The organism is Campylobacter concisus, from assembly GCF_050447505.1.
Classification (GTDB): domain Bacteria; phylum Campylobacterota; class Campylobacteria; order Campylobacterales; family Campylobacteraceae; genus Campylobacter_A; species Campylobacter_A concisus_BP.
On the sequence record NZ_JALMFZ010000001.1, the window covers coordinates 501020 to 514571 of the forward strand.

Annotated in this window: 11 protein-coding genes and 1 tRNA gene; 5 read left to right on the forward strand and 7 right to left on the reverse strand. The window is 33.9% G+C overall.

All coding sequences use genetic code 11. The annotated features are described in order from the left end of the window. Window positions 1-62 precede the first annotated feature (62 nt). The 4 genes from MTT09_RS02400 to MTT09_RS02415 all read left to right on the forward strand — a co-directional run bounded on the left by MTT09_RS02400 (window position 63) and on the right by MTT09_RS02415 (window position 2893). Window positions 63-335, forward strand: coding sequence for a hypothetical protein (locus MTT09_RS02400; protein WP_429802367.1), 273 nt, complete (start codon window positions 63-65; stop codon window positions 333-335). Between the two features lie 51 nt (window positions 336-386). After that, window positions 387-1925, forward strand: a complete 1539-nt coding sequence (locus tag MTT09_RS02405; protein ID WP_429802369.1) for a hypothetical protein — start codon at window positions 387-389, stop codon at window positions 1923-1925. Window positions 1926-2066: 141 nt separating this feature from the next. Then, window positions 2067-2636 carry a GTP-binding protein gene (locus tag MTT09_RS02410; RefSeq protein WP_149700801.1) on the forward strand — a complete coding sequence of 190 codons (570 nt, stop codon included), beginning with the start codon at window positions 2067-2069 and terminating at the stop codon, window positions 2634-2636. Next, window positions 2636-2893: a hypothetical protein gene (locus MTT09_RS02415; RefSeq protein ID WP_429802371.1), complete on the forward strand. Its 258-nt coding sequence runs from the start codon at window positions 2636-2638 to the stop codon at window positions 2891-2893. Before MTT09_RS02410 ends, MTT09_RS02415 begins: the two co-directional genes overlap by 1 nt. A gap of 255 nt (window positions 2894-3148) precedes the next feature. On the opposite strand, the gene MTT09_RS02420 is transcribed toward MTT09_RS02415, so the two are convergent. The 3 genes from MTT09_RS02420 to yedE form a co-directional block, all read right to left on the reverse strand. Continuing rightward, the gene (locus MTT09_RS02420; protein WP_159070952.1) at window positions 3149-3313 is read right to left on the reverse strand and encodes a hypothetical protein; all 165 of its coding nucleotides are present in this window, start codon (window positions 3311-3313) and stop codon (window positions 3149-3151) included. Between the two features lie 241 nt (window positions 3314-3554). Further along, a tRNA-Met gene (locus MTT09_RS02425) sits at window positions 3555-3631 on the reverse strand. A gap of 116 nt (window positions 3632-3747) precedes the next feature. Continuing rightward, window positions 3748-4806 carry a YedE family putative selenium transporter gene (gene yedE / locus MTT09_RS02430; protein WP_429803698.1) on the reverse strand — a complete coding sequence of 353 codons (1059 nt, stop codon included), beginning with the start codon at window positions 4804-4806 and terminating at the stop codon, window positions 3748-3750. A 136-nt stretch (window positions 4807-4942) separates the two neighbouring features. Here yedE and MTT09_RS02435 point away from each other — a divergent pair, with 136 nt between their 5' ends. Continuing rightward, window positions 4943-6142: a molybdopterin molybdotransferase MoeA gene (locus MTT09_RS02435; protein WP_429802373.1), complete on the forward strand. Its 1200-nt coding sequence runs from the start codon at window positions 4943-4945 to the stop codon at window positions 6140-6142. Between the two features lie 8 nt (window positions 6143-6150). On the opposite strand, the gene MTT09_RS02440 is transcribed toward MTT09_RS02435, so the two are convergent. The 4 genes from MTT09_RS02440 to MTT09_RS02455 all read right to left on the reverse strand — a co-directional run bounded on the left by MTT09_RS02440 (window position 6151) and on the right by MTT09_RS02455 (window position 13468). Then, window positions 6151-9393 (reverse strand): Mbeg1-like protein, encoded by a 3243-nt coding sequence (locus MTT09_RS02440; RefSeq protein ID WP_429802375.1) that lies wholly within the window; start codon window positions 9391-9393, stop codon window positions 6151-6153. Beyond that, window positions 9394-10230 carry a hypothetical protein gene (locus tag MTT09_RS02445; RefSeq protein ID WP_429802377.1) on the reverse strand — a complete coding sequence of 279 codons (837 nt, stop codon included), beginning with the start codon at window positions 10228-10230 and terminating at the stop codon, window positions 9394-9396. Window positions 10231-10316: 86 nt separating this feature from the next. After that, window positions 10317-12641, reverse strand: a complete 2325-nt coding sequence (locus MTT09_RS02450; RefSeq protein ID WP_429802379.1) for an Mbeg1-like protein — start codon at window positions 12639-12641, stop codon at window positions 10317-10319. After that, window positions 12638-13468 carry a hypothetical protein gene (locus MTT09_RS02455; protein ID WP_429802381.1) on the reverse strand — a complete coding sequence of 277 codons (831 nt, stop codon included), beginning with the start codon at window positions 13466-13468 and terminating at the stop codon, window positions 12638-12640. Before MTT09_RS02455 ends, MTT09_RS02450 begins: the two co-directional genes overlap by 4 nt. Window positions 13469-13552 lie beyond the last annotated feature (84 nt).

Sequence of the window (13552 nt, forward strand, 5' to 3'; positions counted from 1 at the left end):
GACATAAAATTGTCTTAAATATATATTATAATTTCATTAATACAATTACAAAGGAGAGTAAAATGCAAAGCAATGAACTGGTTGGGCAAATAGATAAACTAATAGCTGATTTTAGGTTAAATAAACTAACTGATGATACGAGCAAACTTTTAAAGCAAATGCGTGATAAGACTGATAAAATAGACGATAATATACACAAAAAGATACATGTATTTTTTATGGCATTTTTGCCATTAGTGTATTATCCCAATTTGGATCGGTTGAAAAATGGAGACCATGAAGCTTTTAAGACTATAGCTTCGGGACTAGAATTTTTAAAAACTATTATTAGGTAGTTTTAAAAATAAATTTTTGATAAAATTAAAAAATCTTATAAAGGATAGATAATGTTGAATATTTTAAATATGTTTTCTGGCGAACCTTGGTTCTCTGATGTCAAGCGCTATTTTTTGTTTTTCAATAATGAAAACGATGATACTAAGTATCATAAAAAAATAGAAAACGCCAAAAAAGAATACTCAAATATTGAAAACAATGAGCCTATTGTCTTGTTGTTTGATGATACTGTTTTTGGAAGCGCAAAAAAAGGCTTCTTTTTTACCCACAAAAAAGTATACTGCGATGCTTTTACCAGCAAAGAAGGTATAAGACTTAAGGATATAGATAGTATTTCTGTAAGCACTCCAATAAATCGTAAAATATTCCTAAAGAGTGACAACTGTGCAGATATGAATTATATTCATTTTACAACAAAAGACGATAAATTTATACAAGGAATTGTCTTGCCTTTCTTGTCAAAGTATATCTTGATTTCTCGACTAGTTGCTGTTGCGGGTGAAGATCATAATGAATCAGAAGTATTAAATAAAGCGTTCAAAATAGCTTCAGATCCTAAAAATTTAGAGTCTTTTAGTAAAACGGAGCAGGTATTTTTAAAAGAACTAAAACCGATATCTCAGACAAAAGATGTAAAGTCTCTTTATAAAGAAAAAATCATAAGTGGTGAAATTGATCCATCAGAGTTAAGCTTTGAGGATTTTAAAGAGCAACTAAAACCAGATCCAAAAGCACTATATAAAGAAAAGATAGCAAGTGGTGAGATAGATCCTACAGAAATTAGTTTTGAGGAGTTTAGAGTTGAACATGATGATGAAGAGGAACAATGCAATGAGAGCTACGAAGATGATATATCCTCTACAGTTCGTTTAGATTCTAATGGGCGATTACTCGGCGGAGAAATAGCAATAGGTAAATTTAATAGCGAAAAAGCAAAGGAAATACAAGAGGCATATAATAAGACAAATGATGCTGATGAGTTTTACGATAAATTTGTGGAAATTATTGGTGCTGATAGTGGAGAGGTGTATGATATTATTACCGCAACACCAGACAATATTTGCCATGAGAATACGCCATGGATGCAGGAAGATGAGCCCATTGATTTTAAAGATGTGGAGTGTGAGCAAGGTAATGGAGAAGGTCATTCAGAGATAGACCTAAAAAGACTAGTATCATTTAATAATAGAAGCTTAGAGAACGGTATTTACAGCATGGTTTTCTGGGGTGGAAAAAGCTTCTATTCTATAAATGTAAAAAATAAAAATATTGATGAAATAGTAGACGGCGGTATGAAATATTTAGCTCATAGCATAGAGTTATCGTTTGGCATGGGTGCTAACGAGGATGGTGTAGATACTATGTTATCGCCAGAAGGAGATGAAACCTATCTTTATTTACCTCAAACATTTTGGCAAAATACATATGAAGGCGCAGCTGATGAATATGAAATTGAGGAAAATGGCGATGAGCTAGAAGTGTTAGATGACTATGTTAGAAAGGTAGTTATTTTTAAAGTAGATAAAAATAAAGCAACTAGGCTTTTTGTTAAAGACCTAACTAGTGATGGTGAAGTATTTTTTAAGTAGTAAAAATATAGTTAAATTCCAGATAAGGCAGTTTATGTTTATGAGACCTTGTCTGGGTTTTTAAACAGCATGTTTAGTTTTGCTAAATAAGTATCTTTTTGAGTGTTTTAATAAAATAGATAAATGAAGAGGAATGAATAAATGTATGTTGTTAGAGATGTGCAAACTGCTATATTTAGAGTATGGGTATTCATAAAGTGGTCCGGCATACCGTTTTTGTTTGGTTTGTATATAACGCTAACAGGGATTACTTTTTTAAATTGCCCTCAAGTTATTAAAACAGCCATACTTTCATTCTATGGATTTGCATATATTTTTTTGCTAATAAAAATATATTTTGCAAATTTGACATATAAAATTAATACCAAAAATAATTTATTTACATGTCCTGCAGTTGATATTTCTAATTCCATTATAGCATTTATTATTTTGGTACCTTTTTTTAAACTATTTTGGACACAGGATGTAGATTTGCGTGATATAGAAGGAGTATATCTTGATACACAAAGATGGTCTACAACTCATGGAGAAAAAGGTAAAAAATATACTAAAAAACATGCCAGGTATAATCTAAGTGTAACAGGTTCGTTTGGTTCTCAATCACTTACGTTTCTAAGCAGACAAAAACGAGATGAGGTTAGAAATGCATTAATTCAAGGTATGAAACATTGTGGCAAAAAAAATATTAGGCAGGATGTGGAGGTAGCGTAATGAAGTTATTTGTTGTTTTTCTAATTATGTTTTTAATAGTAACGCCTTTTTATATTTATAACTATGTAACTGTTCCTGGAAAAAATCAAAAATATTTTGTAGAAAATATTAACGCTTGGAATATAACCAATCAAGATTTGGTCGATATTGGTATTTCTGGTTTGGCATTAAAATCGCACTATATGGAGTTAGATAAACAAGATATGGAAAAATTTAAAAAATTGATATCAGAACGTAATGCTACTAAGGCCAAATAAGACAACTATGTGAAACCGCTATTTAAGTATTGTATCAATTAAAATTCATCTAAAAATTACCTATTTACCATTGTCTATTTATATAAAGAGATTTTTTAAAATAAACTGATCATTAAAGTAGGCTGTGTCTTATTTTTTATCTATGATAGTCGCATAGGTATAAGTGTTACTATAGATTACGTGTTGTAGTACATTAATCGCAAAATTTGCTAGGTACTTATCTCATCTAACGCATTCAAAGTCGTTTGTTGCTAGCTATCCTATGTTGCTTATCATAAACCACTTCTTCATATAAAGACCTTTCTTGTAATAGCTTGGTGATAGCTCGTTCATATTGTTGCTTTTGGTAGGAGTAGCCTTTGCTATAAATAAATTTTGATTAGTAGATTTAAAATAGATGTAAAAATTTGGATTAAACATGCAGGTGTGCAGTTATAATTTGGAAAATTTCACCAAAACTCGAAATATGAACTCTAGAATTTGTATTAATTGCACAGTTATATATGATTAGTTTTTGTTGTTTTATAAAAAAACGTGCTAAAATTACTGCAAGCTTAAAAATTTGCTACATAAAATTTTGTTTTGCTACAAACATTAAGCTATATTTAATGAAAGGTGACTGCAATATAATATTGTAGAAACATCGTAGTTTAGGTATTTATGGTGTCAAAGGGGAGACTTGAACTCCCGACCTCCGGCTTATGAGACCAGCGCTCTAACCAGCTGAGCTACTTTGACAACTTAAAATAAGTTTTGGATTATACAACCTAAGAACTTATTTTTAGCTAAAATTTATCTCACACAAATTTTATATATAAAAAAGCAAATTTGACTGCAAAAGCAGCCAAATTCAGTTAAGCTTTTTTAGTGAAAAATCCAACGTAAATAGCGTAGATAAAGCCAATAGCTACGGCATACGGGGCAAAAGGTGTGATGCCGGCTCCTGAGCTTGCAAGCACGAAGTTATGACTTATCGCTGCACCTGCTCCCATGCCTAAAACAAATACGGCTGAGCTTAAATTTCCAGCTCCCATTTGCACTAGATGCTTGCCAGGGCAGCCGTAGCTTAGACTAAAGCAAAGGCCAGCGAGCGTCATACCTAAGAAATTCCAAAGCATATCATTGTGAGCGATAGGTTGTCCTTCAAAGCCAAATTTGTATTGATTTAGCACTAAATTTGTGATGCTTGCAAAAAGAACGATAGAGACTATGCCATAAAACATCGAGAAGTCACGCTCAAAAATTTTGCTGATAGCTCCCACTGAGCAAAATTTACTTCTTTGCATAAATGCGCCGATGATGATGGCACAAATAAGCGAGATAAATAAATTTGCATGCTGTGAGCCCGGGCCTTTTTCTGAACTAAATAATGCGCCATTTTCGCCAAGTTTTAGGCCAAAGATAAGTGCTAGTAAAAGCAAAATAGCAATAATCAGTGGCAAAAGTCCTATCGCCTTTGCAGTGGTTTCATTTTCAGGCAAAACGTAGCCGTTTTTCTTAAAAGCTCGTCCCACAAAGACGCCAGCAAATAAGCCAACAACGCCAGCGATAGCGGTCATATCTCCGCCTCCAAGACGCAAAAATGCTCTCCAAGGGCAGCCTAAAAATATGAGGCAGCCTATCATCGCAAACACGCCTAAGAAAAACCTAGAAAATGCCGCGCTACCAGATACTGGAGTGAAATTTCTACTCCAAAGCATGCTGGCTAGAAAGCCTCCGATGATAAGCCCTAAAATTTCAGGCCTTAGATACTGCACGACTTTTGCTTGGTGAAAGCCAAGCGCACCCATGCTATCTCGTAAAAAGCAAGCCGCGCAAACACCCATATTTGCTGGGTTGCCAAAATGAACGAGCACTGGACCAAGTATGCCAAGGCTCGCACCTGCGATGATGTAAAGTAGTGTTTTGTTCATGTAAATTCCTGTGTAAGGGTAAAACCAGACTGGTTTCTTAAACGACATTTTAATAATCATTAAATAAAACAAAGATTAATTTTTTGTAAAACAGAAGTGGCTAAAATATGCAAAAATTTCATAAAAAGGATAAATGATGAAAGATTTTATGAGCTATGCAGATAGCCTGAAAATTCTAAAGGATACGATAAATGCGTGGGAGAAGGTCGAAAAAGTAGCCATCACAGATGCGCTTGATAGAAATATAGCCTACGATGTCACAGCTGCTGAAAACTACCCAGCAAAGCCAGTTTCAGCGATGGACGGCTACGCTTTTGCCTTTAAAGAGGGCCTAAGCGAGCTTGAGCTTATCACAGACCTTCCAGCAGGTAGCGACAAAGGGCTACATGTAGAGGGTAGCAAATGCGTCAAAACCTTCACCGGCTCGCTAATGAGCGAAGGCACTGACACTCTTGTGCCAGTTGAAAACGTCGAGGTTAGCGGCTCAAAAATAATCATCAAAAAGAGCGTACCAAAGGGCTTTGCCGTGCGAGCAGTGGGTGAGAGCTATAAAAAAGGCGAAATTTTAATAAAAAAAGGCACACGTCTAACTTACGCTGAGATCGCGCTTCTTGCCGAGCTTGGCGTCTTTCACGTAAGCGTCTTCATCCGCCCAAGAGTGGCGATACTAGCAACTGGTAGCGAGATAAAAGACCTTGGCGAGCCTCTTGATAGTCCAGCGCAAATTCACAGCTCAAACCACGTAGGTATTGCTATGCAGATACGTAAAATGGGCGCAGAGCCGATCCTTTGCGAGATCGTAAGAGATAAGGCTGAGCTTGTCGAAAAAGCGATCATAAATGCGCTAAAATCAGCTGATATCTTGGTGACTACTGGTGGCATCAGCATGGGAGACTATGACTTTGTAAAGGGCGCTTTAAATGAAAACTTTAGCCTCATCATCGAGGGCGCTGCGATAAAACCAGGCCGCCATATCAGAGTGGCAAAATCAGGCGACAAATATATCTTTGCGCTGCCTGGATTCCCTTACTCGGCGATGGTTATGTGCGTGCTTTACGTAAGAGTGCTTATAAACGCTTGGTTTAGCCAAGAAGAGCCAAAGATCACGGCGATAATGGACGAAGACTACAAAAAACGCTCGCCATTTTTGGAATTTACAGCGGTAAATTTAGAAAACAGAGATGGCAAAATTTTCGTAAATTTAAACGGCAAAAAGCTTGGTAGCTCAGCGATCGTAAATAACCTAACAAACGAAGCGGCACTGCTTATCATCCCAAAAGAGACGGAATTTATCGCAAAAGGTGAAGTGGTAGAAGTTTTAAAGATGCCTTGCTAAGGGTAAATTTATAGCCCTTGAAGCACTACGACGTCGGTTATCTCGGCGTCTTTTTCTATCTTGGCGTCTAGTCCTTTGGCTATTTTTATAGTGATATCTTTTGTTTGATTTGGCGTTAGAAAGATCAAATTTCTAACGTCGTTTTCGTATTCGGTAAGTCTTTCGTAGTAGCCGTTTATGCCGTGCTTGCTCTTATACTCTGGCTTTATGAAATTTAGTCTAAAAACATCTGCGCCATACTTTAGCGAGTACTCTTTAAATTCATATTTTCTTTGGCTGGTAGTCTTAAAATTTTCATTAAATAGCTTTAAAAGCGCCTTGTCGCTAACGTCTCTTGCGTCGCTCTCTTTTAGCACGATCTCGTCAGCTCCGTTTGGCTCTTTGTACTCGGTGCCGTTTATGGAGTATATGGCGACGTGCATGTTATCTCTTTGCGATGCAGCACTCTTCATGAAAAACCTTAGCCTTGGATTTTGCGTGATCTGCACATCTTTTGGGGCTACTTCGTTGCCGTTTGCATCAACGTATTTTATCCCCTCAAATGTAAGTAAATTTGACTTTTTGGCTATGGATAGCGCGCAGCCTTTATCACTTAAGCAGTGATGAACCAGGTCTTGCATAAGAGCGTGGTTGTCATTTACTCTTTTAGCACTTAGTGCGCTCTTTGGCACGTGTGCTACGCAGGTGCATGGCGAATTTGCCGAGCAGCCAACTATCGGCGAGCCTAAGAAGTCTTGACCTAGTATAAGCGGTATGCCATTAGATGTGATACTCTTGCCAGCTTTGCTTTTTAGCACCACTTGGCCACCATGCGGGCAAGTGATGATGTCGTCTTCTATGACTGGGTGAGCGGTGAAATTTGTAGCTACCGCACCAGAAGGCATGCTTTGATGATTTACCGCCTCTCTATCTTGTGCTTGCTTCTCTTTTTTCTCATCATTGCTAGCTCTTTTTAGCTTTACATCCAAGCTACCCCTATCTATATCATAGCCAAGCACTCTTATGCTAGTGTTTTTATTTGTGATATCAAGCGAGCCTTTAGAGCTTTCATCACCCCTTGGGCTAAAGTAGTAAAAGGGCTTTTGATCTTCTTTGTTTTCAAAGAGATCGTGCTCTTTTTCATCTTTGAAATTTGTAAAGCCAAATTTATAGTCCTTAGCTTCGTTTGCACCTTTTAGAAGTGTAGCGTTTAAAAAGAGATCGACCTTGTAGTTTTCTGGGTTTTCCACGCCAAATTTATCTCTTATCTTGTCATATATCTTCTCAATATCCACTATGTCTTTATCTTTTGTAAATATGGCTAAACTCTCTTTATACTTATCCACATATACGCTAGAGCTAGCTGATAAAAAGCCAAATTTTATCTCGCCTCTATCTTTTACGTCGTATAAATTTATAGAGCCACTCTGCGTGCTGTTGTCAAATAAAAGAGAGTAGGTCTGCTCTGATTTTTTCATAAAGTATGCCTTCTCATCTTGAGATGAAAGCGACCTTGTGAAATTTGACGTATAGGTGTAGAGCTTGCTGGCTTCAGCCTTAGTAGTAGTGAGATCACTAGAGCTCTTATCTACTACCTTGTACGTCCTACACTTGTGCATAGCTCTTTTATCTTCTATGCTTTCACATCCGCTTTGTTTAAATTTCTCAACTTCATCTTTGCTTATTATCTTTGTATATCGCTTCTCGTCACTAAGCTTAAATATATCTTCTATTATTAAAGCTTCTTGCTCGTCTTTTAGATAGTGATCTGTGCGTATATCTAAGTCATGCTTTATGTTGTTTATCAGTATAAGTAGTAGCCAGTTTTTGTTTTTATTATATGTAATGGGTGAAATGGTGGCTTTATTGTCCATGTTGAAATTTACGCTATTGTATTGCATAGATAAATTTGTATCAAGATCAAATATAAGCTTATAGTTTTGCTCCATAAATTCATTTAGATATAAAAATGTACCTTTTAAGCTAACATTGTTTGTCTTTTCATCATTATTTTTTTCTTCTAAAAGATATGAGAAAAAGTATAGTGTAGCTGCCGTGTAGGTGAGAAAGTGCGAGCTTACACTCACATTTGTATTTAGTATTGCATCTACGTTGCCTATATTTATAAGCACTTCATTGCCATTTATATCAACTCCAAGGTCTTGTATAGCGTTTTCATAGAGTTTATTATTAAAGGCTAAGCTATCATTGTCTGTTTTCATGTGATATATGTTATTAACATTTAAAGGTGCTGGTAGGTAGGTGTGGTCTTCGTTTGCTAAGAATAAATTTGTGTTGAGTATTTTTTGGTAATTAAGATTTACCTTATAGTCTGAGCGAGCTCTAGCCATGTTAAGATATTTGGTTTTATGTATGATCTTATAAGATCTTGCCATCTCATCATAAGAAGACGTTAGTACTTTATTTATATTTTTTATCCTTGATGTCATCTTGACTTTTAACATAAGATCACTTAATAGCCCAGGCGAGTTAAATGTATAAATTTCATCTATATATTCAGCAAAAGTAAAAGCACACACCTGAGTTAAGTATCCGCCAAGGCTATGACCGCATATATTTATCTTTTCACCTTCTTTTAATATAGGTATAACATTATCCATAAAAAAATATATTAAAGATGTTGCTTGATCTGGTATATCGTTAGTTGTTAGCTGAACGTCTGCGTTTAAGTCCTCCGGAGTTATTTCAGTGCCTCTAAAAGCTAGTATTCTTTTATTATTGTCTTTGGTATCTTCAAAAAGTGTGGCACTAAAACCTTCATCATCATTTTTTTGATGTTTGAGAAGTATAAATCTTGATGTAAATTTTTTAGTACGTTCAGAGATTTGGTGGTAACCTTCTTCGTTTACGAAAAGTCTTTGTGGCTCTCCTTTTGGGGTTGTTATGAAATTTCTTATCTCATTTGAAATTTTAACTTTCTTTATAGTACCATCATCGTTCTTTTCAGGTTTTTCTATTGTTAAATCCTGCATGAATCTAGCTTCAACACAAAGGGCATAGGATGTAGGAACTGATTTGGAAACTCCGTTTTCGTTTACGCTTTTTTCATATCCAAAATTTATACCATCGGCATAATCCCATCTAGGATTGGGCTGTTTTAAAATCACATTATTATAAAATTTATCCGAAAAGCTCCAAATTTCATTCTCATCTATATACTCAAAAAACGCATAACTAACATCAGCTATATCAGCATAGTCTTTTATCTTATTTACCATCTCTTTGTTAGTTAAATTTTTAATAGTGTTCATTTATTTATCCTTACTTTGACTACTGATTTTTTGGAATTTATTATCTATAAAATAAAAATGATTATCGCCACTTATATTTATGCTAGTTTCTTTGTATAAACGTATTCCGCTTGCTTCATCTCCATATAATCCAAAAATTTTATATCCTTTGTAATAATTTGCACCTGTTTTTATAGGGATAATGTTTTTGTTATCATCAAGGTAAAAATAACTCATACTAATAAAAGGTTGCCATTTGTAAAATATGTCATTTCCTATAAAATCTATTATTTTAGTTAAGTAAATTTCTGGGATTTCTGCCTTTTTTTTAAATTCACTCCCATAATCCCTTGTGTTTGTATAATATCTCTTTCCATTAGACAACCTATCATAAACATGATACGTTTTATCTACTATCTCGTCTATAAATTTACCCCTAGCTCTCTCATTGATATTTATACAAGCGTGTCTTACTTTCATTATGTCCTTGCCAGCAGCTATAAATTCATCATATTCACGTTTGCAAAATTTATCGTTAAAAATATCTTGCATAACCATATCTATATAATTATTTTTATTGTTATTAAATTCTTGAAAATATTTGCTCTGATTATTATCTAACTCTTGTTTTATCTCTTGATATAGGCTTGATCTTTTTGCTCTTATATCTTTGTTTAGCTCTTCAAGCTTATCTATCTCCTTCTCTAGCTTCTCATCAAACACATAAACACCGCCATACTTTTTAGCTATGCTCTCTTGCTCACTAGTTAGATCAGAAATTCTTATAAAGCCATTAAAATAAGCAAGTGGTAGCAGTATAAATAAGCAGATAAAAACTATAAATTTGACTTTTTTCATCATAAATCCTTTTAAATTTAAAACTATACAAGATAGAAAATTTCTTTTAATTTTATTGTGAATATATTTATAATATTATTAATTTATTATGCAGCTAGATATATCTCTTTATAAAAATCTCTTTTTATGCTACCCCTATCTATATCATAGCCAAGCACTCTTATGCTAGTGTTTTTATTTGTGATATCAAGCGAGCCTTTAGAGCTTTCATCACCCCTTGGGCTAAAGTAGTAAAAGGGCTTTTGATCTTCTTTGTTTTCAAAGAGATCGTGCTCTTTTTCATCTTTGAAATTTGTAAAGCCAAATTTATAGTCCTTAGCTTCGTTTGCACCTTTTAGAAGTGTAGCGTTTAAAAAGAGATCGACCTTGTAGTTTTCTGGGTTTTCCACGCCAAATTTATCTCTTATCTTGTCATATATCTTCTCAATATCCACTATGTCTTTATCTTTTGTAAATATGGCTAAACTCTCTTTATACTTATCCACATATACGCTAGAGCTAGCTGATAAAAAGCCAAATTTTATCTCGCCTCTATCTTTTACGTCGTATAAATTTATAGAGCCACTCTGCGTGCTGTTGTCAAATAAAAGAGAGTAGGTCTGCTCTGATTTTTTCATAAAGTATGCCTTCTCATCTTGAGATGAAAGCGACCTTGTGAAATTTGACGTATAGGTGTAGAGCTTGCTGGCTTCAGCCTTAGTAGTAGTGAGATCACTAGAGCTCTTATCTACTACCTTGTACGTCCTACACTTGTGCATAGCTCTTTTATCTTCTATGCTTTCACATCCGCTTTGTTTAAATTTCTCAACTTCATCTTTGCTTATTATCTTTGTATATCGCTTCTCGTCACTAAGCTTAAATATATCTTCTATTATTAAAGCTTCTTGCTCGTCTTTTAGATAGTGATCTGTGCGTATATCTAAGTCATGCTTTATGTTGTTTATCAGTATAAGTAGTAGCCAGTTTTTGTTTTTATTATATGTAATGGGTGAAATGGTGGCTTTATTGTCCATGTTGAAATTTACGCTATTGTATTGCATAGATAAATTTGTATCAAGATCAAATATAAGCTTATAGTTTTGCTCCATAAATTCATTTAGATATAAAAATGTACCTTTTAAGCTAACATTGTTTGTCTTTTCATCATTATTTTTTTCTTCTAAAAGATATGAGAAAAAGTATAGTGTAGCTGCCGTGTAGGTGAGAAAGTGCGAGCTTACACTCACATTTGTATTTAGTATTGCATCTACGTTGCCTATATTTATAAGCACTTCATTGCCATTTATATCAACTCCAAGGTCTTGTATAGCGTTTTCATAGAGTTTATTATTAAAGGCTAAGCTATCATTGTCTGTTTTCATGTGATATATGTTATTAACATTTAAAGGTGCTGGTAGGTAGGTGTGGTCTTCGTTTGCTAAGAATAAATTTGTGTTGAGTATTTTTTGGTAATTAAGATTTACCTTATAGTCTGAGCGAGCTCTAGCCATGTTAAGATATTTGGTTTTATGTATGATCTTATAAGATCTTGCCATCTCATCATAAGAAGACGTTAGTACTTTATTTATATTTTTTATCCTTGATGTCATCTTGACTTTTAACATAAGATCACTTAATAGCCCAGGCGAGTTAAATGTATAAATTTCATCTATATATTCAGCAAAAGTAAAAGCACACACCTGAGTTAAGTATCCGCCAAGGCTATGACCGCATATATTTATCTTTTCACCTTCTTTTAATATAGGTATAACATTATCCATAAAAAAATATATTAAAGATGTTGCTTGATCTGGTATATCGTTAGTTGTTAGCTGAACGTCTGCGTTTAAGTCCTCCGGAGTTATTTCAGTGCCTCTAAAAGCTAGTATTCTTTTATTATTGTCTTTGGTATCTTCAAAAAGTGTGGCACTAAAACCTTCATCATCATTTTTTTGATGTTTGAGAAGTATAAATCTTGATGTAAATTTTTTAGTACGTTCAGAGATTTGGTGGTAACCTTCTTCGTTTACGAAAAGTCTTTGTGGCTCTCCTTTTGGGGTTGTTATGAAATTTCTTATCTCATTTGAAATTTTAACTTTCTTTATAGTACCATCATCGTTCTTTTCAGGTTTTTCTATTGTTAAATCCTGCATGAATCTAGCTTCAACACAAAGGGCATAGGATGTAGGAACTGATTTGGAAACTCCGTTTTCGTTTACGCTTTTTTCATATCCAAAATTTATACCATCGGCATAATCCCATCTAGGATTGGGCTGTTTTAAAATCACATTATTATAAAATTTATCCGAAAAGCTCCAAATTTCATTCTCATCTATATACTCAAAAAACGCATAACTAACATCAGCTATATCAGCATAGTCTTTTATCTTATTCACCATCTCTTTATTGGTTAAATTCTTTAAAGTATTCATTTATTTGTCCTATTGATCTTTTTAAATTTATTGTCTATCAAGTAAAAATAGTTATCTCCAGCTACATTTATATATCTATTTTTTGTAAATTTTATCCCACTTGCTTCATCGCCTGAAAGAGTATATGTTGTTTCTACAACGTAGTAGTCTAAACTTAGATCAATTACTCTTACTTCATCATTATCATCGATATAAAAATATCCCAAGTCATAAGATGGTTTAAATTTTTCATAATCTTCATTGCCAATAAATTCTTTTATTTTATCTTTGTAAATTTGTGGAGTTTTTATTTTTTTTCTAGTTTCATTTTCATAATCAACCCATCTAAGGTAGTATCTCTTTCCATTAGACAACCTATCATAAACATGATACGTTTTATCTACTATCTCGTCTATAAATTTACCCCTAGCTCTCTCATTGATATTTATACAAGCGTGTCTTACTTTCATTATGTCCTTGCCAGCAGCTATAAATTCATCATATTCACGTTTGCAAAATTTATCGTTAAAAATATCTTGCATAACCATATCTATATAATTATTTTTATTGTTATTAAATTCTTGAAAATATTTGCTCTGATTATTATCTAACTCTTGTTTTATCTCTTGATATAGGCTTGATCTTTTTGCTCTTATATCTTTGTTTAGCTCTTCAAGCTTATCTATCTCCTTCTCTAGCTTCTCATCAAACACATAAACACCGCCATACTTTTTAGCTATGCTCTCTTGCTCACTAGTTAGATCAGAAATTCTTATAAAGCCATTAAAATAAGCAAGTGGTAGCAGTATAAACAAGCAGATAAAAACTATAAATTTGACTTTTTTCATCTCTTTTTCCCTATGAAATTTTCACTATTGTCTTATCTTTTGCTTTAAAGTCTTATTGTGATTAGTTTTTGCGGTAGTTTTAAA

Excerpts from the sequence above, each read along its gene's own strand:
- MTT09_RS02420 (WP_159070952.1), bottom strand. The coding sequence starts at position 3,313 with ATGTTTAATCCAAATTTTTACATCTATTTTAAATCTACTAATCAAAAT.
- MTT09_RS02450 (WP_429802379.1), bottom strand. The coding sequence starts at position 12,641 with ATGAATACTTTAAAGAATTTAACCAATAAAGAGATGGTGAATAAGATA.
- MTT09_RS02435 (WP_429802373.1), top strand. The coding sequence starts at position 4,943 with ATGAAAGATTTTATGAGCTATGCAGATAGCCTGAAAATTCTAAAGGAT.
- MTT09_RS02400 (WP_429802367.1), top strand. The coding sequence starts at position 63 with ATGCAAAGCAATGAACTGGTTGGGCAAATAGATAAACTAATAGCTGAT.
- MTT09_RS02405 (WP_429802369.1), top strand. The coding sequence starts at position 387 with ATGTTGAATATTTTAAATATGTTTTCTGGCGAACCTTGGTTCTCTGAT.
- MTT09_RS02410 (WP_149700801.1), top strand. The coding sequence starts at position 2,067 with ATGTATGTTGTTAGAGATGTGCAAACTGCTATATTTAGAGTATGGGTA.
- MTT09_RS02440 (WP_429802375.1), bottom strand. The coding sequence starts at position 9,393 with ATGAACACTATTAAAAATTTAACTAACAAAGAGATGGTAAATAAGATA.
- MTT09_RS02455 (WP_429802381.1), bottom strand. The coding sequence starts at position 13,468 with ATGAAAAAAGTCAAATTTATAGTTTTTATCTGCTTGTTTATACTGCTA.
- MTT09_RS02415 (WP_429802371.1), top strand. The coding sequence starts at position 2,636 with ATGAAGTTATTTGTTGTTTTTCTAATTATGTTTTTAATAGTAACGCCT.
- yedE (WP_429803698.1), bottom strand. The coding sequence starts at position 4,806 with ATGAACAAAACACTACTTTACATCATCGCAGGTGCGAGCCTTGGCATA.
- MTT09_RS02445 (WP_429802377.1), bottom strand. The coding sequence starts at position 10,230 with ATGAAAAAAGTCAAATTTATAGTTTTTATCTGCTTATTTATACTGCTA.